General features: G+C 67.7%; 25 protein-coding genes, 1 tRNA gene and 1 pseudogene. 14 read left to right on the top strand and 13 right to left on the bottom strand.

What is annotated here, in order from left to right:
• Positions 1 to 20 precede the first annotated feature (20 nt).
• The 9 genes from argA (at position 21) to APY03_RS37255 (ending at position 9,806) form a co-directional block, all read left to right on the top strand.
• Positions 21 to 1,367, top strand: coding sequence for an amino-acid N-acetyltransferase (gene argA / locus APY03_RS37295; RefSeq protein WP_068685458.1), 1,347 nt, complete (start codon positions 21 to 23; stop codon positions 1,365 to 1,367).
• A gap of 11 nt (positions 1,368 to 1,378) precedes the next feature.
• A complete protein-coding gene (gene dapC / locus APY03_RS37290; RefSeq protein ID WP_068685456.1) occupies positions 1,379 to 2,590 on the top strand; it encodes a succinyldiaminopimelate transaminase in 1,212 nt (403 codons plus the stop codon).
• Positions 2,587 to 3,411 (top strand): 2,3,4,5-tetrahydropyridine-2,6-dicarboxylate N-succinyltransferase, encoded by an 825-nt coding sequence (dapD, locus tag APY03_RS37285; RefSeq protein ID WP_068685454.1) that lies wholly within the window; start codon positions 2,587 to 2,589, stop codon positions 3,409 to 3,411. The genes dapC and dapD overlap by 4 nt, the downstream gene beginning before the upstream one ends.
• A gap of 44 nt (positions 3,412 to 3,455) precedes the next feature.
• Positions 3,456 to 4,604 (top strand): PilT/PilU family type 4a pilus ATPase, encoded by a 1,149-nt coding sequence (locus APY03_RS37280; protein ID WP_068685452.1) that lies wholly within the window; start codon positions 3,456 to 3,458, stop codon positions 4,602 to 4,604.
• Positions 4,605 to 4,777: 173 nt separating this feature from the next.
• Complete coding sequence (gene dapE, locus APY03_RS37275) at positions 4,778 to 5,959, top strand: succinyl-diaminopimelate desuccinylase (RefSeq protein ID WP_068685450.1); 1,182 nt, start codon at positions 4,778 to 4,780, stop codon at positions 5,957 to 5,959.
• 22 nt (positions 5,960 to 5,981) lie between these two features.
• Entirely contained in the window at positions 5,982 to 6,848 is an 867-nt protein-coding gene (gene prmB, locus APY03_RS37270; protein WP_068685564.1) for a 50S ribosomal protein L3 N(5)-glutamine methyltransferase, read from the top strand.
• Positions 6,845 to 8,809 (top strand): ABC-F family ATP-binding cassette domain-containing protein, encoded by a 1,965-nt coding sequence (locus APY03_RS37265; RefSeq protein ID WP_068685448.1) that lies wholly within the window; start codon positions 6,845 to 6,847, stop codon positions 8,807 to 8,809. The genes prmB and APY03_RS37265 overlap by 4 nt, the downstream gene beginning before the upstream one ends.
• 26 nt (positions 8,810 to 8,835) lie before the next feature.
• On the top strand, positions 8,836 to 9,405 hold the full coding sequence (locus tag APY03_RS37260) for a hypothetical protein (RefSeq protein ID WP_232081091.1): 570 nt from the start codon (positions 8,836 to 8,838) through the stop codon (positions 9,403 to 9,405).
• 179 nt (positions 9,406 to 9,584) lie between these two features.
• Positions 9,585 to 9,806: a hypothetical protein gene (locus tag APY03_RS37255; protein ID WP_068685446.1), complete on the top strand. Its 222-nt coding sequence runs from the start codon at positions 9,585 to 9,587 to the stop codon at positions 9,804 to 9,806.
• A 67-nt stretch (positions 9,807 to 9,873) separates the two neighbouring features.
• Here APY03_RS37255 and APY03_RS37250 read toward each other — a convergent pair whose 3' ends face one another.
• Positions 9,874 to 10,068 carry a hypothetical protein gene (locus APY03_RS37250; RefSeq protein WP_146039348.1) on the bottom strand — a complete coding sequence of 65 codons (195 nt, stop codon included), beginning with the start codon at positions 10,066 to 10,068 and terminating at the stop codon, positions 9,874 to 9,876.
• A 142-nt stretch (positions 10,069 to 10,210) separates the two neighbouring features.
• Between APY03_RS37250 and APY03_RS37245 the strand changes: the two genes are divergently transcribed.
• Together APY03_RS37245 and APY03_RS37240 are read left to right on the top strand one after the other, a co-directional pair.
• Complete coding sequence (locus APY03_RS37245) at positions 10,211 to 10,738, top strand: protein-tyrosine phosphatase family protein (RefSeq protein ID WP_068685442.1); 528 nt, start codon at positions 10,211 to 10,213, stop codon at positions 10,736 to 10,738.
• Positions 10,739 to 10,877: 139 nt separating this feature from the next.
• Positions 10,878 to 11,129, top strand: a complete 252-nt coding sequence (locus APY03_RS37240) for a hypothetical protein (RefSeq protein ID WP_068685440.1) — start codon at positions 10,878 to 10,880, stop codon at positions 11,127 to 11,129.
• Between the two features lie 27 nt (positions 11,130 to 11,156).
• Here APY03_RS37240 and APY03_RS45445 read toward each other — a convergent pair whose 3' ends face one another.
• The gene (locus APY03_RS45445; RefSeq protein ID WP_068685438.1) at positions 11,157 to 12,656 is read right to left on the bottom strand and encodes an FAD-dependent oxidoreductase; all 1,500 of its coding nucleotides are present in this window, start codon (positions 12,654 to 12,656) and stop codon (positions 11,157 to 11,159) included.
• A gap of 83 nt (positions 12,657 to 12,739) precedes the next feature.
• Complete coding sequence (locus tag APY03_RS37230; protein ID WP_068685563.1) at positions 12,740 to 13,141, bottom strand: cupin domain-containing protein; 402 nt, start codon at positions 13,139 to 13,141, stop codon at positions 12,740 to 12,742.
• Positions 13,142 to 13,340: 199 nt separating this feature from the next.
• Between APY03_RS37230 and APY03_RS37225 the strand changes: the two genes are divergently transcribed.
• Positions 13,341 to 14,186, top strand: a complete 846-nt coding sequence (locus APY03_RS37225) for a hypothetical protein (RefSeq protein ID WP_068685436.1) — start codon at positions 13,341 to 13,343, stop codon at positions 14,184 to 14,186.
• Positions 14,187 to 14,254: 68 nt separating this feature from the next.
• Complete coding sequence (locus APY03_RS37220) at positions 14,255 to 15,652, top strand: hypothetical protein (protein WP_232324558.1); 1,398 nt, start codon at positions 14,255 to 14,257, stop codon at positions 15,650 to 15,652.
• Between the two features lie 21 nt (positions 15,653 to 15,673).
• On the opposite strand, the gene APY03_RS37215 is transcribed toward APY03_RS37220, so the two are convergent.
• From APY03_RS37215 to APY03_RS37180, 8 genes and pseudogenes are all read right to left on the bottom strand, one after another.
• Complete coding sequence (locus APY03_RS37215; protein ID WP_068685432.1) at positions 15,674 to 16,132, bottom strand: Zn-ribbon domain-containing OB-fold protein; 459 nt, start codon at positions 16,130 to 16,132, stop codon at positions 15,674 to 15,676.
• Positions 16,129 to 17,310, bottom strand: a complete 1,182-nt coding sequence (locus APY03_RS37210) for a thiolase C-terminal domain-containing protein (RefSeq protein WP_068685430.1) — start codon at positions 17,308 to 17,310, stop codon at positions 16,129 to 16,131. The genes APY03_RS37215 and APY03_RS37210 overlap by 4 nt, the downstream gene beginning before the upstream one ends.
• Before the next feature lie 80 nt (positions 17,311 to 17,390).
• Complete coding sequence (locus tag APY03_RS37205) at positions 17,391 to 18,359, bottom strand: Bug family tripartite tricarboxylate transporter substrate binding protein (RefSeq protein WP_068685429.1); 969 nt, start codon at positions 18,357 to 18,359, stop codon at positions 17,391 to 17,393.
• Between the two features lie 128 nt (positions 18,360 to 18,487).
• Positions 18,488 to 19,693 (bottom strand): CaiB/BaiF CoA transferase family protein, encoded by a 1,206-nt coding sequence (locus tag APY03_RS37200; protein WP_083944865.1) that lies wholly within the window; start codon positions 19,691 to 19,693, stop codon positions 18,488 to 18,490.
• Positions 19,690 to 21,477 carry an FAD-dependent oxidoreductase gene (locus APY03_RS37195; RefSeq protein WP_068685427.1) on the bottom strand — a complete coding sequence of 596 codons (1,788 nt, stop codon included), beginning with the start codon at positions 21,475 to 21,477 and terminating at the stop codon, positions 19,690 to 19,692. The genes APY03_RS37200 and APY03_RS37195 overlap by 4 nt, the downstream gene beginning before the upstream one ends.
• A 67-nt stretch (positions 21,478 to 21,544) precedes the next feature.
• Positions 21,545 to 21,859, bottom strand: a pseudogene (locus APY03_RS45815) (EthD domain-containing protein); the annotation flags it as partial.
• Positions 21,860 to 22,179: 320 nt separating this feature from the next.
• Positions 22,180 to 23,028 (bottom strand): sugar phosphate isomerase/epimerase family protein, encoded by an 849-nt coding sequence (locus tag APY03_RS37185; RefSeq protein WP_068685424.1) that lies wholly within the window; start codon positions 23,026 to 23,028, stop codon positions 22,180 to 22,182.
• Entirely contained in the window at positions 23,025 to 24,083 is a 1,059-nt protein-coding gene (locus APY03_RS37180) for an SDR family oxidoreductase (RefSeq protein ID WP_068685422.1), read from the bottom strand. The genes APY03_RS37185 and APY03_RS37180 overlap by 4 nt, the downstream gene beginning before the upstream one ends.
• 214 nt (positions 24,084 to 24,297) lie before the next feature.
• Between APY03_RS37180 and APY03_RS37175 the strand changes: the two genes are divergently transcribed.
• Positions 24,298 to 25,293, top strand: coding sequence for a Bug family tripartite tricarboxylate transporter substrate binding protein (locus APY03_RS37175; RefSeq protein WP_068685420.1), 996 nt, complete (start codon positions 24,298 to 24,300; stop codon positions 25,291 to 25,293).
• A gap of 108 nt (positions 25,294 to 25,401) precedes the next feature.
• On the opposite strand, the gene APY03_RS37170 is transcribed toward APY03_RS37175, so the two are convergent.
• Together APY03_RS37170 and APY03_RS37165 are read right to left on the bottom strand one after the other, a co-directional pair.
• Positions 25,402 to 25,477: transfer RNA gene (locus APY03_RS37170), tRNA-Lys, on the bottom strand.
• A gap of 52 nt (positions 25,478 to 25,529) precedes the next feature.
• Positions 25,530 to 26,351, bottom strand: a complete 822-nt coding sequence (locus tag APY03_RS37165; protein WP_068685418.1) for a tRNA threonylcarbamoyladenosine dehydratase — start codon at positions 26,349 to 26,351, stop codon at positions 25,530 to 25,532.
• Between the last annotated feature and the right edge of the window lie 23 nt (positions 26,352 to 26,374).

The following is a 26,374-nucleotide window of genomic DNA, read 5'->3' as shown; positions in this document are numbered from 1 at the left end:
AGCCCCCTCACGGCCTCCCCATGTCCACCGTCTTCAATTTCACCTTCGTCCCCTGGTTCCGCTCGGTGGCGCCCTACATCCACATGCATCGCGGCAAGACCTTCGTGGTCGCCATGGCAGGCGAGGCTATCGCCGCCGGCAAGCTGCCCCACATTGCGCAGGACCTGGCGCTGATCCAGAGCATGGGCGTCAAGGTGGTGCTGGTGCACGGCTTCCGGCCGCAGGTCAACGAGCAGCTGCGCGCGAAGGGCCACGCGGCGAAGTACTCTCATGGCATCCGCATCACCGACGAAGTGGCGCTCGATTGCGCACAGGAAGCCGCCGGCCAGCTGCGCTACGAGATCGAGGCCGCCTTCAGCCAGGGCCTGCCGAACACGCCCATGGCAGGCTCCACCGTGCGCATGGTCTCCGGCAACTTCATCACCGCGCGGCCCGTCGGCGTGGTGGACGGCGTCGACTTCCAGCACTCGGGCCTGGTGCGCAAGGTGGACGCCGCCGGCATCCGCCACGGGCTGGACTTCGGCGCCATGGTGCTGATGTCGCCCTTCGGCTTCTCGCCCACCGGCGAGGCCTTCAACCTGACAATGGAGGAGGTCGCGACCAGCGTGGCGATCTCGATCCAGGCCGACAAGCTGATCTTCCTGACCGAGGTGCCGGGCATCCCTCAGGACCCCGCCCAGCCCGTAGGCGAAGACAATCCGATCGACACCGAGCTGCCGCTCGACAGTGCCAGGAAGCTGCTGGCCTCGCTTGCGCCGCCGCAGAAGCCGACCGATACGGGCTTCTACCTGCAGCATTGCGTCAAGGCCTGCGAGGCGGGCGTGGAGCGCAACCACATCATTCCCTTCGCGGTGGACGGATCGCTGCTGCTCGAGGTCTACGTGCACGACGGCATCGGCACCATGGTGATCGACGAGAAGCTCGAGTCACTGCGCGAAGCCACGGCCGACGACATCGGTGGCATCCTGCAGCTGATCGAGCCCTTCGAGCGAGACGGCACGCTGGTCAAGCGCAGCCGCACCGAGATCGAACGCGACATCGGCCAGTACACGGTGATCGAGCACGACGGCGTGATCTTCGGCTGCGCAGCGCTCTACCCCTATCCGGAGGCGAAGACGGCGGAGATGGCGGCGCTCACCGTGTCGCCGCAGTCGCAGTCGCAAGGCGATGGCGAGCGCATCCTCAAGCGCATCGAGCAGCGCGCCAAGGCCAGCGGGCTCGAAAGCATCTTCGTGCTGACCACCCGCACGATGCACTGGTTCCTCAGGCGCGGCTTCCAGCAAGTCAACCCCGACTGGCTGCCCGAGGCGCGCAAGCGCAAGTACAACTGGGACCGCAAGAGCCAGGTGCTGGTCAAGAAGCTCTGAACATCGACACCATGAACCCCCTGCTCTCCAAGCTGCAGCCCTACCCGTTCGAGCGGCTGCGCCGGCTCTTCTCGGATGTCACGCCGAACCCGGAATTCGCGCCCATCAGCCTCGGCATCGGCGAGCCCAAGCATCCGACGCCGGAGTTCATCAAGGAGGCGCTGTCCGCCGGCCTGGGCGCACTGGCGGTGTATCCGGCGACCGCCGGCGACCTGAAGCTGCGCCAGTCCTTCACTGGTTGGCTGCAGCGCCGATACGCGCTCGACCTGGACCCTGCCACGCAGGTGCTGCCGGTCAACGGATCGCGCGAGGCGCTGTTCGCGCTCGCACAAACAGTGGTCGATGCGTCGACGACACCTGCCCCGGTGGTGCTCTCGCCCAACCCCTTCTATCAGATCTACGAGGGCGCGGCCCTGCTGGCGGGCGCCGAGCCGTACTACGTGCCCAGCGTGCCGGCGCGCAATTTCGCGGTCGACTGGGACAGCGTCCCGGCCGCGGTGTGGGAGCGCACCCAGCTGGTCTTCGTGTGTTCCCCCGGCAACCCGACCGGCGCGGTGATGCCGATGGAGGAGTGGCAGAAGCTCTTCGCCCTGTCGGACCGCCATGGTTTCGTGATCGCGGCCGACGAGTGCTACAGCGAAATCTACTTCCGCGACGAGCCGCCGCTCGGGGGCCTGCAGGCCGCGGCGAAGCTGGGCCGCAGCGACTTCCGCAATCTCATCGCGCTCACCTCCCTGTCCAAGCGCAGCAACGTCCCCGGCCTGCGCAGCGGCTTCGTGGCGGGCGACGCCGCGATCATCAAGTCCTTCATGCTCTACCGCACCTACCACGGCAGCGCGATGAGCGGGGCGGTGGCAGCGGCCAGCATCGCGGCGTGGGGCGACGAGGCGCACGTCATCGAGAACCGCGCCCAGTACCGCGCCAAGTTCGCGACAGTCACGCCCCTGCTCGAAAACGTGCTGGACGTGCGGCTGCCCGATGCCAGCTTCTACCTGTGGGCCGGCGTGCCCGCGTCGTGGCAGGGCGACGACGCCGCCTTCGCCCGCGCGCTCTACGCTCAATACAATGTGACCGTGCTGCCCGGCAGCTATCTCGCCCGCGAAGCCGGCGGCGCCAATCCGGGCCGCGGCCGCATCCGCATGGCGCTGGTGGCCGACACCGCTGAATGCACCGAGGCCGCGCAGCGCATCGTGAACTTCATCCAGAACCGAGCCCATCCATGACCCAGCAACTCCAGCAGACCATCGACGCCGCGTGGGAAGACCGCGCCAACCTCTCCGCCACCAGTGCCCCGAAGGAAGTTCGCGATGCGGTCGAGCATGTGATCGCAGAACTCAACAACGGCCAGCTGCGCGTTGCCACCCGCGAGGCCGTGGGCCAGTGGACCGTGCACCAGTGGATCAAGAAGGCGGTGCTGCTGTCCTTCCGCCTCAAGGACAACGAGCAGATGCAGGCCGGCTCGCTCGGCTTCTACGACAAGGTGCCGACAAAGTTCTCGCATCTCTCGGCCAACGAGCTCAAGGAAGCCGGCGTTCGCATCGTGCCGCCGGCCGTGGCGCGCCGCGGCAGCTACATCGCCAAGGGCGCGATCCTGATGCCCTCCTACGTGAACATCGGTGCCTACGTCGGCGAGGGCACCATGGTCGACACCTGGGCCACCGTCGGCTCCTGCGCCCAGATCGGCGCCAACGTGCACCTCTCGGGGGGCGTGGGCATCGGCGGCGTGCTGGAGCCGCTGCAGGCCGGCCCGACCATCATCGAGGACAACTGCTTCATCGGCGCGCGCTCCGAAGTGGTCGAGGGCGTGATCATCGAAGAGAACTCCGTTCTTTCGATGGGCGTGTACATCGGCCAGAGCACCCCGATCTACGACCGCACGACCGGCGAAGTCACATACGGCCGCGTGCCCGCGGGTTCGGTCGTCATCAGCGGCACGCTGCCCAAGGACAACGGCAAGTACAGCCTCTACGCCGCGATCATCGTCAAGCGCGTGGACGCGCAGACGCGCGCCAAGACTTCGCTGAACGACCTGCTGCGCGATTAAGAAGCCGCGACACCCATTCCCAACCACGCTGGAGGAGAGAGCCGATGAAGACGATGGAGAGAATTCTGCGCCTGATGGCCGAGCGCAAGGCCTCCGACATCTACCTGTCGGCGCACTCCCCGGCGCTGATCCGGATCAACGGCAACTGCCTGCCCATCAACGCGCAGGTGCTGCCGCCCGAGGCGCCGCTGGCCCTGCTGGCGGAGGTGGTGCCCGAGGCGCGCATCGCCGAGCTCGAGCGTACCGGCGAGCTCAACATGGCGGTCGCCCTCGAGGGCGCGGGCAACTTCCGCATCAGCGGCATGCGCCAGCGCGGCAGCTACGCCGTGGTGGTGCGTCACATCGCCTCGGAGATCCCCACCTTCGACGACCTGAACCTGCCCGGGATCCTCAAGACCCTGGTGATGGAAAAGCGCGGCCTCATCCTGATGGTGGGCTCCACCGGCGCCGGCAAGAGCACCACGCTGGCCTCGATGCTGGACTACCGCAACGAGCACGCCAGCGGCCACATCCTCACCGTCGAGGAGCCGATCGAATTCACCTACACCAACAAGAAGTCGATGGTGAACCAGCGCGACGTCGGCAGCGACACGGAGTCGCTGCAGATCGCGCTCAAGAACGCGCTGCGCCAGGCGCCCGACGTGATCCAGATCGGCGAGATCCGCGACCGCGAGACCATGACGGCCGCCATTGCCTACGCCCAGTCGGGCCACCTGTGCGTGGCCACGCTGCACGCCAACAACAGCTACCGCGCGCTCAACCGGATCCTGAGCTTCTACCCAGTCGAAGTGCGCGCCACCCTGCTGGGCGACCTGAGCGGCGCAATGCGGGCCATCATCGCGCAGCGCCTGCTGCGCACGCCCGAGGGCAGCCGCGTGCCGGCGCTGGAGGTCATGCTCAACACCGCGCTGGTGGCCGACCTGATCAGCAAGGGCGACTTCTCCGGTGTCAAGGAGGCGATGGAGCAATCCATGGCCGAAGGCTCGCAGACCTTCGAGGAGGACATCGCCCGCCTCATCACCGAGAACCGCGTCAGCCGCGAGGAAGTCCTGTCGCAGGCCGATTCCCCGACCAACCTGATGTGGCGCCTGCAGAACCGCAATGCGGCACCGGCCCGCAAGGAAGAGCACGCCTTGCTCGACCAGGTCGACGAACCCTCCTTCACGGACATCACGCTCGACGTCCGACACTAGGTCCACTGAATCACTGAAATGACACCCGCTGTCCCCGCGATACGAGCCGCGCTGCGGCGTTGCGAATGCTCGCGATGCCACAGGGCATCGCTGCGCTTCGCGCCTTGCATCGCAGCCCGTCTCGCGCGTCCCTCGGGATGCCATTCCAACGATTCATTGGACTAGCTTCATTCATGTCCCGTACGCTGCAACTCGCCGAACAACTGATCTCCCGCGCCTCGGTAACCCCCGACGACGCGCGCTGCCAGCAGATCCTCGGCGAGCGGCTGGCCCGCCTGGGCTTCAGGCTCGAGACCTTCGAGAGTGGCCCCGCCGACTTTCGCGTGACCAACCTGTGGGCCGTGCGCCCGGGCAGCGCGGGCGCCGAGGCCGCGCGCACACTGGCCTTTGCCGGACACACCGACGTGGTGCCCACGGGCCCGCTGGAGCAGTGGACGAGCCACCCCTTCACACCCACCCACCGCGACGGCAAGCTGTACGGCCGCGGTGCCTGCGACATGAAGACCTCGCTGGCCGCCTTCGTGGTCGCGATCGAGGACTTCCTGGCCGCCCGGCCCGACCCGCGTCTCACCCTGGCCCTGCTGCTCACCAGCGACGAAGAGGGCCCCGCCGTCGACGGCACGGTGGTGGTGTGCAATGCGCTGGCCGCGCGTGGGGAACGAATCGACTACTGCATCGTCGGCGAGCCCACCTCGGTCGAGCGCTGCGGCGACATGATCAAGAATGGCCGGCGCGGCACCATGAGCGGGCGGCTCACCATTCATGGCGTGCAAGGCCACATCGCCTACCCGCACCTCGCGAAGAATCCGGTGCATGCCTTTGCGCCCGCACTGGCGGAACTCGTCACGATCAACGCGGCGGGCGGCTGGGACGCCGCGCCCAATCCGTACTTCCAGCCGACCAGTTGGCAGATCAGCAACATCCATGCGGGCACCGGCGCCAGCAACGTGATTCCCGGCAGTGCGGTGGTCGACTTCAACTTTCGCTTCTCGACCGAAGCCACCCCCGAGTCCCTGCAGGCGCGGGTCAAGGCGGTGCTCGATGCGCACGGGCTCGACTACACCCTTTCGTGGACCGTGGGCGGCCTGCCCTTCCTCACGCCGCCCGGCGAACTGGTAGCCGCGGTGCAGCAGGCCGTCCGCGACGAGACCGGCATCGAGACCGAGCTCTCGACCAGCGGCGGCACCAGCGATGCGCGCTTCATCGCGAAGATCTGCAGGCAGGTGGTCGAACTGGGGCCGGTCAACGCGAGCATCCACAAGATCGACGAGCACATCGCCGTCGCCGAGATCGAGCAGCTCAAGAACATCTACCAACGCACGCTGGATCGGCTCGAAGCGCTGGTTGGCGTATGACAATGCCGAGCGTGGGACCGTGATGACCACGGTCATGAAACTGATCGAGGCCGGCGAAAAGCAGCTGGCCGAGGCCGGCGTCGCCTTCGGCCACGGCACGACCAACGCCTTCGACGAGGCGGCGTGGCTGGTGCTGTGGCGCCTGGGCTTGCCGCTCGACAGCCTGGACGAAGCGGCCGGGCGCCCTGTTTCGCCAGCCGATGCCGCGCGCGTGGCCGAGCTGCTGGCGGCGCGCATCGCCACGCGCAAGCCCGCGGCCTACCTCACCAAGGAAGCCTGGCTGCAGGGCGTGCCCTTCTACGTGGACGAGCGCGCCATCGTGCCGCGCAGCTTCATCGCCGAGCTGCTGGCCGACGGAACCATCGACCCCTGGCTCGGCGAGCACACGCAACGGGTGCTGGACCTGTGCACCGGCAACGGCAGTCTTGCCGTGCTGGCCGCCCTGACCTATCCGGACATCCGCGTCGATGCGGCCGATCTCTCGACCGAGGCCCTCGAGGTCGCAGCCATCAACGTCACGCGGCATGCGCTGGACGATCGCATCACGTTGATCGAATCCGACGGGCTCGCCGCCGTGCGCGGACCGTACGACCTGATCCTGTGCAACCCGCCCTACGTCAACGCACGGAGCATGGCCGCCCTGCCTGCCGAGTACCGTGCCGAGCCCGAGCTGGCCCTGGCCGGCGGCGCCGACGGCATGGACTTCGTGCGCCGCCTGTTCGCCGATGCACCGGCCCGCATGAGCGAAAACGCCGTGCTGGTGCTCGAGATCGGCAACGAGCGCCTGCATTTCGAGGCGGCGTTCCCCAAACTCGAGGTGGTGTGGCTCGCCACCAGCGCCGGCGAGGACCAGGTGCTCCTGGTCACCCGCGAATCCCTTCTTTCATGATCACCCTCAAGAACGTCATCCTGCGCCGCAGCGCCAAGGTCCTGCTGAACGGCGCCAGCGTCACCATCAACCCCGGCGAGAAGGTCGGGCTGGTGGGTCGCAACGGCGCCGGCAAGTCCACCCTGTTCGCGCTCTTCAACGGCACGCTGCACGAGGACGGCGGAGATTTCTCGGTGCCGCCGTCGTGGCGGCTGGCCCAGGTCGCGCAGAACATGCCCGAGACCGATGAGTCGGCAACCGACTTCGTGGTCGGCGGCGATACCCGCCTGGTGGAACTGCGCGAGGCGCTCGCGCTCGCCGAAGCCGGCCATGCCGCCGACCCCGACGACCCCGACATCGGCATGGCCCTGGCTCACGCCTACACCGACCTGCATGACGCCGGCGAACACGACGCGGTGCCCCGCGCGCAGGCGCTGATCCTCGGCCTGGGCTTCAAGGTCCAGGAGCTCGACCAGCCCGTCAACAGCTTCTCCGGCGGCTGGCGCATGCGCCTGCAGCTGGCGCGGGCGCTGATGTGCCCGAGCGACCTCCTGCTGCTCGACGAACCGACCAATCACCTGGACCTCGATGCCCTGGTCTGGCTCGAAGCCTGGCTGCAGAAATACGCCGGCACCATGATCGTGATCAGCCACGACCGCGAGTTCCTCGACGCCGTGACCGACGTGACCCTGCACATCGCCCACGAACAGCTCACTCGCTACGGCGGCAATTACAGCGCCTTCGAGACGCTGCGCGCTCAGCAGCTGGAGCTGCAGCAGGCTGCCTTCTCCAAGCAGCAGGACAAGATCGCCCACCTGCAGAAGTTCATCGACCGTTTCAAGGCCAAGGCCAGCAAGGCCAAGCAGGCCCAGAGCCGGGTGAAAGCGCTGGAGCGCATGGAAAAGGTCGCGCCGCTGCTGGCCGAGGCCGACTTCAGCTTCGAGTTCAAGGAGCCAGGGAACATCCCGAATCCGATGCTCACGATCAGCGCGGCGAGCTTCGGCTATCTGCAGGACGACGGGCCGCCCAGGACCATCCTGAGCGGCGTCAACCGCTCGGTCCTGGCCGGGCAGCGCATTGGCATCCTGGGCGCCAACGGCCAGGGCAAGTCCACGCTGGTGAAAACCATCGCCCGCGAGATGCGTGCGCTCGCCGGCACGGTGACCGAGGGCAAGGGCCTCAACATAGGCTACTTCGCGCAGCAGGAGCTCGACGTGCTGCGCCCGCAGGACACGCCGCTGGAGCACATGGTTCGCATGGCGCGCGAGCTCGGCCCCAACGCCCGCGAGCGCACCGGCGAGCAGGACCTGCGCGGTTTCCTCGGCAGCTTCAACTTCAGCGGCGACATGGTGAAGCAGGCAGTCGGCACCATGAGCGGCGGCGAGAAGGCGCGCCTGGTGCTGGCGATGATGGTCTGGCAGCGCCCCAACCTGCTGCTGCTCGACGAGCCGACCAATCACCTGGACCTCGCCACCCGCGAAGCCCTGGCCGTCGCGCTCAACGAGTTCGAGGGCACGCTGATGCTGGTCAGCCACGACCGTGCGCTGCTGCGCTCGGTCTGCGACGAGTTCTGGCTGGTCGGCCGCGGCCGCGTAAGCGACTTCGACGGCGACCTCGACGACTACCAGCGCTACCTGCTCGACGAGGCCAAGCGCGTGCGCGAGGAGGCCAGGCTGGCCACGCGCGAGGCCGAGAATGCCGCCATTCCGGCTGCACCCCCCGCCTCGGTGGCCCCGCAGGATCGCCAGCAACGCAGCGGCCAGGCCAGGCCGCTGAAGCGCGAGCTGGCGCAGGTCGACGAGCAGTTGGCCGCCGCCGGCGCCGAAAAGACCGCGCTGGAGGCACGGCTATCGGCCCCGCTTCCGGCGCCTGAGATTGCCGAGACGGGCCGTCGCCTGAAGGCGCTGAACGAGGAGATCGGCCGGCTGGAGGAGCGCTGGCTCGCCCTGTCGGACCAGATCGAGGCACTCGCCGCCGGCTGACCGGACGTGATAGCCTTCGGCGAACCATGCCCTCGGCCCTCGAACTCGCACGCGGCGATCCGCAGCTGATCGCTGCCATCCAGCGCAGCCGGCGCATGCTCGGCCACAAGGCGCTGATCGCCGCCGCGGCCAGCGCGGTGCCCATTCCCGGCGTCGACTGGGCCGCCGACGCCGCCCTGCTGTCGCGGCTGATTCCCCGGATCAGCGCCGAATTCGGTCTCTCGGTGGCCCAGATCGAGGGGCTTGCGCCTCATCAGCGCGAGCGCATACAGAAAGCTGCTGCCGCCGCCGGCGCCCTGCTGGTGGGCAAGCTGATGACGCGCGAGCTGTTGATCAAGCTGGCCAGTCACGCCGGCATACGCCTGACGGCAAAGCAGGCCACCAAATACGTTCCCGTCGCGGGCCAACTGGTCTCCGCCGCAATCGGCTACGCCGCTTTGCGGGCCTTGGGCGAGCTCCACATCCGCGATTGCGTCGTGGTAGCGCAGTCGGTGCGGCATCTCCTTCCGCCTCCGCCAGGGCCCGAACAAGGGCAGATCGAGGCCGGCGCCGCCCCGCGCCGCCGCTCCGGATGGGCGCGGCTGCGCCCCAACTGAGCAGGCATCGCTGTCATCCCGGCTGGACCTGTTTGTTTGTCCCCACATGATGACGGCATACCATCTGACGAAATCCAGTCTGGCCGACTGTCAAGTTCATAATGCCGGGCAAGGTGCCGAAGCGAACCGAACAAGGCAGCCCGAAATTCATGTCAGGGATCGAGGTGAGGAGTTAACAGATGAATGAGACAGATCTCGCAGCATCGGTGGAACGGCTCATGGCACGGGTTGACTACTACCTGCACTGCGAGTTGGACGACGAGTACGACCACGATCGGCCGGACACGGCTCGCCATCAGCTGGAGACGGCGCTGAGGCAGGAACTGCTGCGTGCAGGCGCCGTCGGCCTCGTCTCGGCGATAGCGGGCGGCCAGCCGATACTGGGCGACGTTCCCGACTGATCGATCCTCGAGAGTCTCTCTTCTCCAAACGGCCCAGTCGGCAGCTCGTTGCCGCGGAGTCCCCTCGTCACAAGGTGCTGAGCAAGCGCACCAGGAACGGCACTGCGACAGCCAGAAAACCGAGCATCACGTTGCGGCGCCAAGCTACCGCATGCTCGATGCGTTGAGCAGACCGATATGAATCCAGAAAGGCGCGCTGCTCGGCTTGATCCGTATGGTCCTCCCACCATTCGTGGGTCGTCGGTTGGATGGTGCTCTTCATGTAATCCATTGTGCTTACATCGGGCCGCGAGATCCAGGTAAAAAAGCACACCTTCGTCTACAGAATCCACCTACATCAGGGTCGCGCGGCCTGTGGTATCCCGTTGCGCTCCCGCTGGATCAATGACGCTAGAGTTTTTTCCGTGGATGCTTGGCAACCCAATTTCAACTGGATCACCGACCTGCTTGCCGTCGGGGGCAGCTACCCCTCCGAATGTGCGGAGCTGCTGGCGCACGAGCATCGAATCCAGGCCGTGATCGACCTGCGTGGCGAGGCCATGCCCGACACGCAACTGTTCCGGCGCCACGGCATCACGCTGCTGCACCTCCCTACCACGGACATGCGCCCGGTGGAGATGCCGGATCTGGAGCATGGCATTCGCTTCGCCAACGAGTTTCTTGACCAGGGCCAGCGTGTGCTGATCCATTGCGAGTACGGGATCGGCCGCTCCGCCACGCTGGCGCTGTGCTTGCTGGTGCACCGCGGCCTCGCGCCGCTCGACGCGCTCGCGCTGATGAAGAAGCAGCGCCCCATCGTGGCGCCGTCTCCACCACAGTTCGCCTGCTGGTCGGCCTGGCTGGACAGCCACCGCTTCTCGAGCGACGTAGATTGGGAGCTCCCGAGTTTCGAGGACTTCAAGGCGCTGGCCTACGTTCATCCGAAGCGTTGAGGGCCGCGTCCAATCCGGGCGGAGATGACCTCCCTGCACCTCTGCGCCCGCTCACTTTTCGGCTGATTGCCTACAGACGAGATTGGAGCCATCCTCGATCTTGAATTAGAACTTAAGCACTCTAATCAAGAGGGATGGCATGCAAACATCCGACCACGCAGAACTGGAACGGCTGCGCTCGAAGGTGCTGAGCACCAGGGCGGCCACCGTTGCGTGGCGCGAACTGTTGATCGAGTCCCTGGGGAATCGCCTGTGCGGGAGCGGTGGCGGCCCCACGCCGGAACAGATCCAGACCTTGGCGTCGCTGGAAGAAGCGGAACAACAGGCCGTGGAGCGCTACCTGATGTTCCTCGCTACGGCCTCCTTGCACCCGGACCGGCGGCCCTGCTGAGTCGCCCGAAGCAAGAGTGTTGATGGATCAACCAACTCGGCCCTGCGCCACGAACCGCCCGGCGCGCCGCCCGGAAGTCACCGCCCAGCAGATGTGATGGCCGTTGCCGGCCAGGAGCGCCCCGCCCTGCCCCACGGCCCCGGCGGCATAGAGCCTGGGGATCACGGCCCCTTCTCGATCGAGCACCTGGTGGACGGCATTGACCGCCAGCCCGCCGTCAGTGATGACGATGCGGCTCTCCAACGGGCCCAGGGCGTGGAACGGTGCTTGCGCCAGCGTTCCCCGGCCTGCCGCCGCACCGGCGGCGCCTGCGGCCAGGTCCGCGTTGTGCTGCTCGAGCGTGGCTCGAAGGGCATCAGGCGGCATGCCCAGGCTGCGGGCCAGGGCGCCGAGGTCGCCAGCGCGGTGATAGAGATCCTTGCGATGCCGCCGGTAGTCCGGCAGGTAGGCGAAGGCCACGCCTGGTGCGGTCGAGACGTAGTGCGGCGGCTTCGAGAACATCTGCGCCACGCGTTCGTCGAACACGAGCCATGCCTGCCCGGCGGGCTGGTGCGCGATCGCCAGGCCCGGTTGTGCCAGTTCGTCGGTGAAACGCCGTCCGTCGGCGTTGACGAGCACGGCCCCGGCGCGCAGGAGCGATGCTTCGGGCCCGAGCGACGCCGTCATGAAGGCCATCACGAAGGGCCGGAAGAGCGCGATCGGCAAATGGTTCAAGGACAGCTGCATCAGCTTGCCCAGCAGCCACGAGGGCGGCAGGCGGCGCACCAGGCTCGGCCGCGCGGGCTCCGCGAAGCGAAGCCCCGGCCCATAGATGACTTCGCCGTTGACCAGCCGCGCGCCGAAGGCCTCGGCCATCCGGTGCCCGTCGCCGGTCGCCGTTGGATTCACCCCCGGGATGCCGGCCAGCTCGGGACGGAAGCGTTGCATGAGATCGCGTCCGTTGCTGTAGTCGCCGGCAGCGAGAACCACACCCTTGCGCGCTTCGATTTCCACCGTCTGGCCGTCCACCAGTGCGGACACGCCGCGCACGCCGCCGTCATCCGCGCGCAGCAGACCGACCACGCGCGTGCCGAGCCGCAGGTCGACACCCCTGCGCCTTGCCTCGCGGCCCAGGTAGTAGGGATAGGCGCGCGAATTCGGCACCACGTTGTGCATGCGCGGATGGCGGTGCGGCGGATCCGCCGTCGGGCCGTAGAAGCTGAGGCCGAGCGACATCAGCCAATCGAGCGTGCCCGCCGCGTTGTCGACCAGCAGCCGGCGCAGCGCCAGGTTCTCGTGCGAGGCGAATGCACCCATGTAGTGATCCATGTCCTCGAAATGCTCGTCAGGCGTGTCGACGATGCCGGCGCGCTTCTGCAGGCTCGAGCCGGCGGCATTGATCGATCCGACCGACAGGCGGCTGCTGCCTCCGGGCTGGGCGTTCTTCTCGAGCACCGCCGTGTGCGCGCCCGCCGCCGCAGCCTCGATGCCGGCACTCAGCCCCGACGCGCCGCCGCCGACGACAAGGACATCGAACCCCGGCTTCACTCGGCGGTGATTCCGGTCTTGCCGGCGGAAGCGCCGGGCGGGTTGTCCACGATGATGGGATGAACAATGCAGCGGTGGATCATCTACTTGAGCTCCTCGCCCGCGTGGTCGCCCTCGAGGAACTTGTTCGGCTTCAGGAAGAAGGACAGCACGAGCGCCCCCTTGGGCGAACGCGCGAGGTGGCGGTTGCCCTTGGGACGCCAGACGTAGCCGCCCTCGCGCACTTCGCCCTCCTCGTCGACGATGCTGCCCTTGAGCACGTAGGTCTGCTCGATCTCGACGTGCTCGTGCAGCGGCAGCTGGGTGCCGGGCTCCCAGCGGAACAGCGCCGTAAGCAGGCCGCTCGCCTCGTCCTGCATCAGGACTTTCATGTCGATGCCCGGCGTTGGCGTCGGCTTCCATGGAATGCTCGCGACGTCGACGTAGCGCGAGGCGTCGTCGGCGAGCTTCTCGTGGTGCGGATGAAAGGGAGTGAACGCGGCCATGTGCATTCCAATATAATGGTCTTACCATTATGCCTGGCACAAACAATTGGTCAACACCCTTATCGGGCACTTCTCGCCCAGAGGGGGCTGGGGGGCATACCCGACCCGCCGTGCCCGCGCCCAAGATTGTGCAAATGGATTTACCATTACGGCATTTTGCCGTCCAGGCACCTACTCTTTCGGCAAAGGCCCCTCTTCCATGACATCCAGCCCCGCTCCCCGAATCGTTCGCAGCCCCCAGGGGCGCGTCCTCATCTTCGACTCGGCCACCTACGTCGAGGGCTACGTTGCCCAGGCGCCCGAGACCGCCGGCGATGTGGTGGTGAACGCCTCCTACTGCGGCGTGTTGTGCGCACGCATGGTGATGGCGGCCAGGCCCCGTGCCGTCATCGGGCTGGACTGCGCCATCGGCAAGGACGGCGCCGGCATTGCCGGACTCTGGTACTACGAGGCGCTGGGTATCCCGTCCGCCGCCGTGGACGTGATGACCGCCGAAATGGGCAACGGCTCGGACCTCCACGACAACGGCATCGTGAGCCGCGTCAACGTTGCGGCTCAGGCGCTGGGCATCGAGCCTGGCATGCGCGCCCGCGAGGCCGCGCAATACCTTCTCTCCGGCGAGAAGAAGCCGGCGGTGTTCGAGCCGACGCGACGGCGCCTGGTCCACACTGCGGCGAACGGACGCAGCATCGTGTGCACCGACTCCATCGCCTACGCCCTGCCCGAGGACAGGGAGCGCAACGTGCTGTGCACCGCCGGGCACACCGGGCGCAGCGTGGTCGGCTACTTCCGCGACTACCGGCCCTGGGCCTTCATTTGCTCTGACGGCGGCATCGGCAAGAACAACTCCGGACTGAGCGCGCTGGAAGCCGTCGAGCCCGACGGCATCCCCGGCGCCTCGGTCAGCGCGCTCACCGCCCGCATGGGCGACGGCCAGAGCACCTACTTCGACGGCGTCATCAGCGCCGCCAACAAGCTCGCCCGCGACAAGGGCGTGCAGGTCGGCCAGAGCGCGAAGGAAGCCGCCTTGCTCCTCCTGAGTTGACTGCGCCCATGAGCCGCACGGCCGCTCCGAAGGCGAATAGCACCGCAGCCGAAGGCGAAGGTACTCCAGTGAACGAAGCAATCGCCGTGACCGGATCCCGAGGCTGGCCCGGCGCGGCCTGCCTCATCGTGGTCGCGCTCGGAACGCTCGCCCATCTGTTCTGGCCGCGGGCCGGCGCGGTGTGGGTGATGGGTGCCGCGGCGGCACTTTTTCTTCTGCTGGAGCACCGGCGCATTCCGCCCAGCATCCGCCGCATGTCACTTGCCGTGGGCTCGGCGAGCCTGCTGATGCTGCCTTTCTCGGCGGCGCCGATCGCAAGCCTTGCAAAGGGAATTGCCATCGGAGGACTGCTGGTTTCGCTGGTGTCCTCGGTGTCGCTGCTGGCACGCGCCGCGCTGCACAGCCCGCACACGCATGTCGTCACGCAGCACCTGCTGGCGAGCAGCATGCGCAGCCGGTACGCGTGGTTCTCGGTGGCAGCCCAGCTCTTCGGCGGCCTGCTGGGGATGGCCGGAGTCACCTTGCTGCTGCAGATGGCCTCGAGAGGCGAGTTCGCGGTGGAGGAAGACCGGCTGGCGATGTTCGCGGCGATCAACCGCAGCTTCGCCGCGGCCACCCTGTGGAGCCCCATGGTCAGCAACCTGACGATCCTGGTTGCGCTCTATCCCGGCCTCGACTGGTTCACCATCGTCCCGTTGACGCTGGGCCTGGCTGTCAGCGCCGTCCTGATCGGCACGGCGCTCGACCTGTGGCGGCTGCGCGGCCGCAAGACGCCGGCTCCCGCGGCGCGGCCTGACATCGCGCTGTACCGCGCGCTGCTGCCGATGATCGCGGCCATGGCCGGCTTTCTCGGCGCCGTGATGCTGCTGGCGCAGGCGCTGCACATCGCCGTGGTCGGCGCCATCGTGGTCCTGATCCCGCCGGCCGTGCTCGCTTTGCACCGGGCCCAGGCGAAGGGCCCGCACCGTCTTGCGCAGGCCTTCGCGCTGCTGCGCACCGATGTGCTCGCCCTGCCTGCGCTGGCCGGAGAGGTCGCCCTCTTCATGGTCGCCGGCTGCGGCGGCACGATCATCGCCAGCGCCGTTCCGCCGGCCTGGACGGCGACGATCGGCGGCGCACTGTCGCATTCACCCGTGCTCGCTTGCCTGGCCCTGATGCTGGCGATCATCGCCCTCGGCTTCATGGCTGTGCATCCGGTCCTGTCTGCCGTGCTGGTGGCCTCGTCCCTGCCGCCCGGCGTGCTGCATCTCGCGCCGATGCCGCATCTCGCGGCGATCCTGGTCGGCTGGGCCATCGCCACCTGTTCGACGCCCTTCTCCATGATCGCCCTCATGACGAGCCGCTACTCCGGCTTCTCGATCTATGCCGTCACCGTCCGGGTCAACCACGTGTTCGCGCTGATCTGCCTGGGCGTCGCCGCATTGGCACTCGGCATCGGCTCCGCGATGGTGCAGGTTCATCCTTGAACCAGCACCGGTTCGGCGGTTCTACTTCACGCAACGCCACTGCAGCAGCGTGAAGGGCGGGCTTGCTTGGAGATGGTGTTCGAACACGCCTTCGACCTCGGCGCCGATGACGACCTCGGCCATCGGATCGCCCAGCAGGTTGCCCAGCATTCGCACGCCGGGCGCATCGCGCAGTTCGACCACGACCACCAGATAGGGGCCGTGCCCGTTCAGGCAGGCGTGCACCGGATGCCAGGCGCGCTCCCAACTGAAGATCCGCCCGCGCGGCGCCACTTGCTCGAACGGCGGATCGACAGCATGGCAGCCATGGCAGATCCATTCGGGGCCATGCTGGAACGTGCCGCAGGCCCGGCAGTGCTGGACCATCACCCGGTTCTCCCGCAGGCCGTTCCAGAAAGGCGCGGACAGGCCGTCTGCCTCCGGCACCGGGATCGGCAGCCCGGCCGGCAGGTACGCTTCGTTCGTCGTGCTGGGGGTCACAGGGTCGCCTCCGATCCGAGAAGTAGATTGCTCACCGGCGTGACCATTGGCCCGCCGATCACCAGCGCCACGTCGTTGCGCGGCGCCTGCGCGGTGGAAGTGCCACGCACCTGGCGCACTGCTTCGAGCACCAGCTCGAAGCCATGCATGTAGCACTCGGCCAGGTTGCCGCCGCTGGTGTTGAGCGGCAGCTTGCCGCCCGGTGCCAGCAGGTTCTCGAGCCGCAGGAAATCGTTGGCCTCCTCGGGCTCGAAGAAGCCGTGCTCCGCCAGCGCCATCAGCACGCCGCCGGTGAAGTTCTCGTAGCTCTGCACCACGCCCACGTCCTTCGGGCCCAGGCCGGCCATCCCGTACATGTGGGGCGCCACGGTAGAGAAGCTCGAACTCGCGTAGTTCGGCTGGTTGTGCGCATTCGCACCCACGCGATGGTCCGAGCCGGTTGCCGCGCCGAGGACGTACACCGGCTTGTTCGGGAAATCCTTCGCACGCTCGGCCGGCACCATGATCACCGCGGCGGCGCCGTCGTTCTCCATGCAGCAGTCGAACAGGTGGAAGGGCTCGACGATCCAGCGCGAGTCGTCGTACTTCGCCTCGGTGAGCGGCTTGCCGTACATCACGGCGCGCGGGTTCGACTGCGCGTGGCGGTAGGAGGCCATGGCGATGGCGCGCAACGCCTCCTGCCGTACCCCGTGCTCATGCATGAAGCGCCGCGCCTTCATCGCGAACTTCTGCCCCGGCGAGAGCACACCGTAGGGCGCCTGGTAGGCCATGTCGCCCGCGATGGTCGGCGCGGTCGGCGCCTTGCCGAAGCGGCCGTACTCGCCCTGGGCCAGCGCGCGAAAGGCGACCACGCAATCGGCCAGCCCCGCCGCAATGGCCGCGGCCCCGTTGGCAACGGCCCCACAGTTCCCACCGCCTCCGCCACCCCACTGCATCGTGGTCGAACGCAGCTGCTTCGCCCCCAGCGCCGCAGAAAGGCGCGAAGGGTCGGTGCGGTCGTTGGAATAGGAGGCGAAGCCATCGATGTCGCGCGGGTCGATGCCCGCGTCCTTCGAGGCGGCCAGCACCGCCTTCAGCGCGAGCTTGAACTCGGCATCGGGCGACTGGCTGTGCTTGTAGTAGGTGGTCTCGCCGATGCCGACGATGGCAACGCGGCCCCGAAGTGATCGATTCGTCATCGCTGAATATCCATTTGTATCTATCGGTTCAATGGCCGGCCGAACACTGTTGCAGGTGAACCCTTGCCGCGGTCACCTTCTCACTCAGGCGACAGGTTGGCCTCGCGCATGACGCGCGTCCAGATCTGCTGGTCGTTGCGGATCAGTTCGCCGAAGGCGGCGGCATTGCCGGGCTGGGGCGTCATGCCCAGGCCCTTGAGCTTCTCCTGCATGGCCGCCTCTGCCACCGCCATGTTCACGGCCTCGTTGATCCGCGCCACGATCTCCGCGGGCGTGCCCGCCGGTGCCGCCAGGCCGAACCACGCCATCACGCTGAAACCGGGCAGCGACTCGGCGATGGCGGGCACCTTCGGCAGCAGCGGGCTGCGCTTGGGCGAGGACACGCCCAGCATGCGCAGCCTGCCGCTGCCCACGAAGGCATTGATCGCATCGGAGGGCGTGGTGATCACGACCTTGACGTCTCCCGCCAGCACCGCGTTGGTGGCCTGCGACGAGCCCTGGTACGGAACGTAGACCATCTTCAGCCCGGCCATCTGGTTGAAGAGCTCGTTCGCGAGATGGCCCAGCGAGCCGCGGCCGGCAGACGCGTACTCGAGCTCGCCCGGCCGCGTCTTGGCATACGCGATCAGCTCGGCGATGCTCTTGGCCGGGATCACCGGGTTGAGCAGGAACACCATCGGCGTGGTCGCGATGTTCGCGACCGGCGCAAGGTCCTTGATGGCGTCGTAGCCGGCCGTCTTCTGCATCAGCGATGTGGTGACTGTGCTGTTGCCCACCTGCAGCAGCGTGTATCCGTCAGGCGCCGCGTTCTTGACATACTGCGTGCCCATCGTGCCGCTGGCGCCCAGCCGGTTGTCGATGACGATCGGCTGGCCGAGCAGGCGCTGCAGCGGCTCCTGCAGGTTGCGGCACAGCACGTCGCCCGTGCCGCCGGCGGCAAAGGGCACGACGATGCGGATCGGCTTGTTCGGGAAGCCCTGCGCGCGGGCCATGCCATACGGCAGACTCGCAAGGGCAGCGGCGCCCATGAGGTGGCGGCGTGAAATCATGGTTCGTCTCCTTGGATTCGGACGCAGGGTTGCTGTTGCCGCATGGCCCTGTCATTCATTGGTAAGACCATTATGCTTGAAGCCCGATGTTCGTCAACAGGAAGCGGGTATCCCCGGGTCGGCGGCTTTCAGCCCACGACGCCGGCGGCCGCGAGCCCGTCGATCTCTGCCAGCTCCAGGCCCCAGCCTGCCAGCGCCGCATGCAGATCGATGCCCGGCTCCACCCCGGCTGCCGGCAACGCGGCCGGCGTTCGTGAGAAGCGCGGCGCCGGCGCGGGCTGCACCATGCCGTCGACTTCGACGAAGGTGCCGCGCGCGCGATTGTGCGGATGCGCGGCGGCCTCCTCCATGCTCAGGACGGGCGCGAAGCAGGTCTCGCTGGTCTCGAGCTGCGCGCACCACTCGCCGCGCGTGCGCGTGCGGAACACCTCGGCCAGTCGCGCACGGATGGCCGGCCAGTTGGCCGGGTCAGCGCGATCGGGCAGGCCCGCGTTCTCGAGTCCCGTCTGGCGCAGCAGCTCGGCGTAGAACTTCGGCTCGGCCGAGCCGATGCTGATGTACTTGCCGTCGCGCGTCTCGTACACGGCGTAGAACGGCGAGCCGCCGCCGGTCACGCTGCGCCCCCTCCCCGGCCACGCACCGCCTGCGCGATAGCCGAAGAAGTAGGTCATGAGCGAGGCCGCACCATCGACCATGGCCGCATCGACGACCTGGCCCTTGCCGGAGCGAGCGGCTTCGATCAGCGCGCAGGCGATGCCGAAGGCAAGGTACATGCCGCCGCCGCCGAAGTCGCCGACCAGGTTCAGCGGCACCACCGGTGGGCCGTCCGCATTGCCGATCGCCTCCAGCGCGCCTGACAGCGCGATGTAGTTGATGTCGTGCCCGGGCGCCATGGCCATCGGGCCTTCCTGGCCCCAGCCCGTCATGCGGCCGTAGACCAGCTTCGGGTTGAGCGCCAGGCAAGGTTCGGGACCCAGTCCCAGCCGCTCCATCACGCCCGGGCGGAAGCCCTCGATGAGCGCGTCCGCACCTGCAACGAGGCGCTTGACCAGCGCGGCGCCGCCGCTCGACTTGAGGTCCACCGCGATCGAACGGCGATTGCGGTCGGTGAAGTAGAAGCGCTGCGGCATTGCGCGCGCCGCCGGATCGGGCCGGTCGATGCGCAGCACCGTCGCGCCCATGTCGGCGAGCATCATGGCGGCAAAGGGGCCGGGCGCGAGCCCGGCCATCTCGATGATCCTGAGGCCGCCCAAGGGGCCGGTGGCGCGGCTTCCTGGAATACCTTCGCCTTCGGCTGCGGTGCTATTCGCCTTCGGAACGGCCGTGCGGCTCATCTCTCGCTCCCGCCTCGGGCAGTGGTCATCGACGGCCGTGCCTCCGCGGTGGCCTCCGACGCGCCGTGCCCGGCCATGAACTCGGCCGCCACGAAGCCGAACGTCATCGCCGGCCCGAGGGTGATGCCGCCTCCGGGGTAACCGCCGCCCATGACGCTCGCGTTGTCGTTGCCGGCCGCGAACAGCCCGGGCACCGGCCGGCCTTCGCCGTCGAGCACGCGCGCGAAGCGGTCGGTCCTGATGCCGGCGAAAGTGCCCAGGTCGCCCATGACGACCTTGACCGCATAGAACGGCCCGTCCTTCACCGGCGCGACGCAGGGGTTGGGCCCATGGGTCTTGTCGCCGAGGAAGCGGTTGTAGACACGCCAGCCGCGGCGAAACTGGAGGTCCTTGCCTTCTTCCGCGCCGACGTTGTAGTCGTCCACCGTCATCTGCAGCGCCGCGCCATCGATGCCGGCCTGGGCGGCGAGTTCGCCCAGCGTCTTTCCGCGCAGCAGGTAGCCCGAGCGAAGATGCGCGCCCAGTGGCAACGGGAACGGCTTCGCGAAGCCGAGTCCGTAGCGGCGGATGGTGCGGTGATCGGCAATCAGCCAGGCGGCGACCTCGGTCCCGTCGGCGCAGTGCTTCTGCATCGCCATGCCCATGTCGTGGTACGAGTCGGACTCGTTGGTGAAGCGCCGGCCCTCGCGGTTGACGGCGATGATGCCCGGCTTGTAGCGGTCGATCAGGTGCGGGAAGACGCCGGTTTCGCCATTGGCGCGCCGCACCTTCGACACCGGAATCCATGCCGCCGCGTTCGGCAGCTCCGTGCCGACCTGCCCGCCCACCGACTCGGCCAGGCGCAGGCCGTCGCCGGTGTTGCCGGACGGTGCGGGCGACAGGTGCTCGTGGCCGGTCGGCGCATGCTGAAACAGCCTTTTCCGGCGCTCGACATCCTGCGGAAATCCACCCGCCGCCAGCACAACGCCGCGCTGCGCGCCGACACGCACGCTGCTGCCGTCTGGCTTGCCCACGACGACGCCACTGATGCGTCCGCCATCGCGCCCGCCATCGCGCACGAGCGCCCGGGCCGGCGATTCGAGCCACATCGGAATGCCGAGATCGAAGGCCGACTTCGCCAGCCTTGCGGCCAGTGCATTGCCGTTGGTCAGCCGCATCGCACGGCCGTGGAACATCATCTCGATCGCATGCGTCACGAGCCGCTTCGCGACGTAGGCCGCCGACTTGAATGACCGCGTGACGTTGAAGAAGTGCCCGACCTCGGCGCTCGAGTTGAACATCATGCCCACGAAGGTGATCTCCTTGAGCGGAGGCCGCAGCGATCGGATGTGATCGCCGAGCTCGCGCCCGTCGAGCGGCGCGGCCATGATCGAACGCCCGGCCATGCGCCCGCCGGGACTCTCTGCGTGGTAGTCCGGGTAATCCGGGAGCGCGATCAGCTTCACCGCGGTCTGGCGCACGAAGAAATCGACCATGCGCGGACCGTTGGCGAGGAAGGCCTCCACGCGCTCGCCGTCGTGGAAATCGCCGCATTCGTACTTCAGGTAGGTGCGTGCGTCGTCCATCGAGTCCGGCTCGGGCTTGAAGGTGGAGATCGGATTGCACGGGATCCACAGCACGCCGCCCGATCGCGCCGTTGTGCCACCGTACAGCGGCTCCTTTTCGAGCAGGAGCACCTCGAGCCCCATCTTGCGTGCGGCCACCGCGGCCGCCATGCCGCCGGCCCCGGTGCCGATCACCACCACGTCGACCGTCTGGTCGAAGCCCTCGCTTGCCGCCTTCATCGGACCACCTGCCCTGGACGAGGATGGTGCTCACCCGCGCATTGAGCTCGCGTCCATCGTCCTTGAGCGGCAGGCGCGCATCGGATGCATAGCTCGTGTTCATGGCGGCTTCGTCGGCAAAGCACACCTCGGCGATGCCGTCGATCGGCAGGCTCTCGTAGGCAGCCGGCCGCCCGGCTGCGTCGTAGCGCGCCGACACGAGGTTCTGCACGTAGCCGTCGAGCAGCGGCAGGTGCCTGACCAGGCTGGCATGGCGGCCGAACCAGGCAGCTCGAAAATCCTCTCGCGAGGCGGCCTTGCGCGTCAGCAGCAACCAGCGGCGGAACCCGCCGTCGACGGCACCGTGGCGCAGGGGCACCGGCACGTTCGGTTCGCTGTCCATCGCAAAGAGCAGACGCGCGACGCCCTGCATGCCCTTCATCAGCGCCGCCCATGCGGGCGACTCGACGGCCTGCCGGGCGGCTGCGGCATCGGCGAAATGCAGATCCATCGACACATCGATGGCATCCGCCTGCGCCACCACGCCGCCATAAGGCCTGTCGTTCTCGATGTAGTCCGTCGGCACATGGCGCACGACGCGGTTCACCTGCGCCAGCTGCAGGCCAGGCACCTCGCGCAACGCCTGTGCGGCCGTCCGCTCGAGTGCATCCGCGGCCGCGGGAGCCGGTTGCGAGGCAGCCAGGCAAAGCGTCTTGATGAGCATCATGGTCCCTCCATGGCAGCGGGAAAGTGGCGGTCGAAGAATCGTTGCGCCGCCTCGGCAGCCTGGCGCGCGCGCGCCGCCGGCGGTAGCCCGGCGTGCGCGACCACCGGCGTCTCCAGTTCGAGCTCTGCATCGGCCGGCAGCGCATTCACCACGGACGCCAGGTCGAGACCGCCGTCGCCGAGATACATGCGCCCCGACATCGCCTCGTCGAACAGCGTGCTGCCGGCGGCCAGTTGCGCAGGCGCATCGCTGAGCTGCGTGAGGTAGATGATGGCCGGGTCCAGCGCGGCCACATCTGCGGCGGTGGCGCCGGAGCGTGCGAGGTGCAGCGTGTCGATCAGGAGCCCGGCATTGCCCGCGCCGCTGGCGGTGATGACCGCCTGCGCCTGCCAGATCGTCTTCAGTTCACTCATCGGCATGAACTCCAGCGCGATCCGGATGCCCGCGTCGGCAGCGGCGGCCGCGTAGTCGCGCAGCAGCGATGCGACGCGCGCGTGGTCCGCCTCGAAGCAGCCCTGCAGGATCATCGGGGCGCCCACGGCCCTGGCCGCCTCGACGTTGGCCATCAGGTGCGAGGAGCGCACCTGCGGCGACAGGTAGTAGCCGCTGATGCTCGATATGCGAACGCCCTTCTCGGCAGCGGTGGCGCGGATCCTCTCGAATGCCGAAGGGTCGGCCTCGACCGACGGCCAGGCATCGCCGGGGTAGCGTCCGCTCACGCGCGTCCCGGCCGCGCCGAAGCCGGCCTGTGCGGCGGCCTCGATGGTGTCCAGCGGTGCTGCCTGCGCGCCCAGCGTCAGGAAGCCCAGTGTCAGGTCAGCCGTCCTGCGGTGCCGCGCATTCATTGTGGAATCACCTTGTGCTCCTGCAGTTCGCGCAGACGCTGCACGAACACACGGTCGGTCTCGATGCAGTCATGAAAGCCCGCGCGGCGGATCTTGCCGGTCTCGAGCACCACGTCATGCGACATGCGCAGCATGTAGTCGACCCAGGCCCAGTTCACGATCTTCGCAATCTCGATGCTGCGCAGGCCGTGCCGCTGCGCGATCCGATCCCACACGGCCTGCTGGTCGGGCATCACGTCGGCAAGCGGCATGGTCTTGGGCTGCGCCGCTTCCATGTCCAGGCCCGCGGCGATCACCGGCCACGTATTTCGCCAGCGCGCGGCGTCGCCGTTGGCGACGTTGAAGGCCTGGTTGGCCGCTGTGTCGGCCGTCGCGGCCCAGCTCGCAGCCGCGCCGATCTGCTGGGCGTCGGCGATCTGGTGCAAGGCATCGTAGGCACCCGCGCTGCCCGGAAAGCGCAGCGGCAGCCCCAGCTCCTTGCAGACGGCAGCGTAGATGCCGACCCCCAGCACCAGGTTCATCGGGTTGCCGACCGCGAAGCCCGAGACGAAAGGCGGAATGAGGTTGACCCACGACCATGCCTGGCCGCGCTGCGCCTGGCGCAGGAAGTCTTCCTGGTCGTAGTAGAAATTGGGCGGCAGTTGCCGCGCATCGCTCTCGCGGCATGGCGTGGACACGGCGCCCCACTGGATGCCGTAGAACTTGGCACCCGTGACCAGAACGATCTTTCGCAGGCGCGGTGCCGAGGCGCTCGCGGCCTCCACCACGTTGCGCAGCATGCCGAGATTGGGCGCCACCTCGGCAGCCCGGCTGTGTGCCTGCTGGTAAGCCGCGTAGAAGACGTGGCTGATTCCCTCGTGCGGCGCGATGGCCTTGCGGCATGCGTGCGGATCCATCAGGTCCACGGCGATGCCCTCGGTCACGGCGACGCCGCCGCCGCCCGAGCGCGAGGCGCACAACACGCGCCAGCCGTCGGCCACGAGCCGCTGCGCGATGCCCGTGCCCACGATCCCGCTGGCTCCCGCGACCAGCGCGACGGGTTGATTGGATTGCAAGGAAGTCTCCTGTCGATGGGCGGATAGAATGGTTATACCATTTTAAAAGCCAACTTACGACCCAAAAATGCGACGCGGGCATGCGCAGAGCCGCGTTCATGTTCGACAGCCGCTTCCTGACGCAGCCACGGCATTCGACATCCGGGTAAATGAGAGTGACCGTCCATTGGTCCGTCCATTAATCTATTGGACTCAACCGTCCCGAAGGAAACCCATGACCGACCGCCCTCTCGTCACCCGCCGAACGGCCATCATCTCGGGCGGCCTGGCCGCCGCGTCGCTCGGCGCCATGCCGCTGGCCGCACTGGCACAGGGCGCCTATCCGGAGAAGCCGATCACCCTGGTTTCGCCCTTCGGTGGCGCTGTCGACTTCCTGGCGCGCCTCATCGTCGTGCAGCTCAACCAGCGGCTCAACGGCAACGTCATCGTCGACCTGAAGCTGGGCGGCTCGGGCACCATCGGCCTGGCGCACGTCGCCCGCGCGGCTCCGGACGGCTACACCATCGGCATGGGCACCAGCACGGCACTGACCTCTGCGCCGCACCTGATCAAGAGCCCCGGCTACGACGTCGCGCGCTCGTTCACCTACCTGGGCCTGATCCAGACATCGCGCCAGGTCCTCGTGGTGTCGCCGCAGCTCGGCGTCAACACGTTGGCCGAGTTCATCGCGCTCGCCAAGTCCAAGCCGGGCGCGCTGAACTTCGGCTCTTCCGGCATCGGCAACAGCATTCACCTGGCCGCCGAGGAGTTCAACTCGGCCGTGGGCATCAAGGCCGTGCACATTCCGTTCAAGGCCGGGCCGGAGACGGATGCAGCAATCATCGGCGGCGAGGTGCAATACACCTTCGCCTCCGTGCCCACTTCGCTGGGGCTGATCAACGCCGGCAAGCTCAAGCCCCTGGTGGTGACGGGCGAGACCCGCGATCCCTCGTTGCCCAGCGTCCCTTCGCTCAAGGAGGCAGGGTCCCCTGCGGCGCTGCCCGACCAGCTCTTCGGCATGGTCGCTCCGGCCAACCTGCCGCCCGCCATACTAGCCAAGCTCGGCAAGGCCATCCAGGACATGCAGGCGGACCCCGTGTTCCAGGAAGCCGTGCGCAAGGGCGGCGGGATTCCGTCACAGGTCTATGGGGACGACTTCCGCAAGCTCGTGCTGGCGGACAGCCAGCGCTGGGGGGACCTGATCAAGCGCCTGGGGATCTTGCCGAGCTGAGGCAGGCGTGATTCCAAGGTGGTGGTTCACACGCTCAGCGATTCCCGCTTTGAGTAGTCAAAAAAAAATCCCCTGATGCTTATCGCATAGGGGATCTTTTTGAGATTCTGGTAGGACGTACAAGATTCGAACTTGTGACCAACGGATTAAAAGTCCGCTGCTCTACCAACTGAGCTAACGTCCCACACTTTTTATCTTCTTCTCTCGGCCGGCATCGAAGCCGGCAAAGCCCGAAATTATAGCGTCCCGCTGCGGGCGATCCGATCCAGTACCCAGCCGGCCGCGCACTGCCCGAAGGTGGCCGTCACGCTGACCACGGAGCCGTAGCCATGGCAGTTCAGCGAGCCGTCGCCCGTGTCCTCGATGGCGCAGGAAGCATCGGGCGGTGCGACGCTTTCGCGGCTGAAGACGCAGGTCACGCCGATCTTGCGGCCCTCGCGCGGTGCGCCATATTCCTTGCGCAGCCGTTGACGCAGTTGCGCCAGCAGCGGATCGTGCGTCACCGCGGCGAGATCGTCGATGTCGACCTTGTGCGCGAGCCGCTTGCCGCCGGCCGCCCCCACCGTGATGAAGCCGGCACCGGTCTGGCGCGCCCATGCGGCCATCGCCAGCTTGGCGCGCACCTGGTCGCAGGCATCGACGACGGCGTCCACCGGCCCGTTCGCAGCCTGCGCGCTCGCAAGCAACGTTTGCCAGTTGCCGGGCTCGACGAAGTCGTCGACAGCCAGCACCTCGCAGGCAGGATGGAAGTGTGCGATGCGCTCGCGCATGGCCTCGACCTTTGCTTGCCCGATGGTGCTGTCGAGCGCGTGGATCTGGCGGTTGATGTTCGACTCGGAGATGTGGTCGAGGTCGATCAGCGTCAGCCGCCCGACTCCGCTGCGCGCGAGCGCTTCGACAGCCCAGGAGCCGACGCCACCGATGCCGGCGACCAGTACATGCGCGTCGCGGATGCGGGCCGCGCCCGGTACCCCATAAAGCCGCTCCAGGCCGCCGAAGCGGCGGGCCAGGTCGGCGCCGTCCAGTTCGACGACAGGGGCAGGCTGGACGGTGCTCACGTGCGCGAGCCCCGCTTCAGCGC

The sequence above is a fragment of the Variovorax sp. WDL1 genome (assembly GCF_001541225.1).
Lineage (GTDB): Bacteria > Pseudomonadota > Gammaproteobacteria > Burkholderiales > Burkholderiaceae_C > Variovorax.
This window is presented reverse-complemented; position numbering and strand designations above follow the sequence as displayed.

Bases quoted from the DNA above. Each gene is read 5' to 3' on its own strand.
- argA (WP_068685458.1), top strand. From the start codon at position 21: ATGTCCACCGTCTTCAATTTCACCTTCGTCCCCTGGTTCCGCTCGGTG.
- dapC (WP_068685456.1), top strand. From the start codon at position 1,379: ATGAACCCCCTGCTCTCCAAGCTGCAGCCCTACCCGTTCGAGCGGCTG.
- dapD (WP_068685454.1), top strand. From the start codon at position 2,587: ATGACCCAGCAACTCCAGCAGACCATCGACGCCGCGTGGGAAGACCGC.
- APY03_RS37280 (WP_068685452.1), top strand. From the start codon at position 3,456: ATGAAGACGATGGAGAGAATTCTGCGCCTGATGGCCGAGCGCAAGGCC.
- dapE (WP_068685450.1), top strand. From the start codon at position 4,778: ATGTCCCGTACGCTGCAACTCGCCGAACAACTGATCTCCCGCGCCTCG.
- prmB (WP_068685564.1), top strand. From the start codon at position 5,982: ATGACCACGGTCATGAAACTGATCGAGGCCGGCGAAAAGCAGCTGGCC.
- APY03_RS37265 (WP_068685448.1), top strand. From the start codon at position 6,845: ATGATCACCCTCAAGAACGTCATCCTGCGCCGCAGCGCCAAGGTCCTG.
- APY03_RS37260 (WP_232081091.1), top strand. From the start codon at position 8,836: ATGCCCTCGGCCCTCGAACTCGCACGCGGCGATCCGCAGCTGATCGCT.
- APY03_RS37255 (WP_068685446.1), top strand. From the start codon at position 9,585: ATGAATGAGACAGATCTCGCAGCATCGGTGGAACGGCTCATGGCACGG.
- APY03_RS37250 (WP_146039348.1), bottom strand. From the start codon at position 10,068: ATGAAGAGCACCATCCAACCGACGACCCACGAATGGTGGGAGGACCAT.
- APY03_RS37240 (WP_068685440.1), top strand. From the start codon at position 10,878: ATGCAAACATCCGACCACGCAGAACTGGAACGGCTGCGCTCGAAGGTG.
- APY03_RS37230 (WP_068685563.1), bottom strand. From the start codon at position 13,141: ATGGCCGCGTTCACTCCCTTTCATCCGCACCACGAGAAGCTCGCCGAC.
- APY03_RS37225 (WP_068685436.1), top strand. From the start codon at position 13,341: ATGACATCCAGCCCCGCTCCCCGAATCGTTCGCAGCCCCCAGGGGCGC.
- APY03_RS37210 (WP_068685430.1), bottom strand. From the start codon at position 17,310: ATGACGAATCGATCACTTCGGGGCCGCGTTGCCATCGTCGGCATCGGC.
- APY03_RS37205 (WP_068685429.1), bottom strand. From the start codon at position 18,359: ATGATTTCACGCCGCCACCTCATGGGCGCCGCTGCCCTTGCGAGTCTG.
- APY03_RS37200 (WP_083944865.1), bottom strand. From the start codon at position 19,693: ATGAGCCGCACGGCCGTTCCGAAGGCGAATAGCACCGCAGCCGAAGGC.
- APY03_RS37195 (WP_068685427.1), bottom strand. From the start codon at position 21,477: ATGAAGGCGGCAAGCGAGGGCTTCGACCAGACGGTCGACGTGGTGGTG.
- APY03_RS37185 (WP_068685424.1), bottom strand. From the start codon at position 23,028: ATGAATGCGCGGCACCGCAGGACGGCTGACCTGACACTGGGCTTCCTG.
- APY03_RS37175 (WP_068685420.1), top strand. From the start codon at position 24,298: ATGACCGACCGCCCTCTCGTCACCCGCCGAACGGCCATCATCTCGGGC.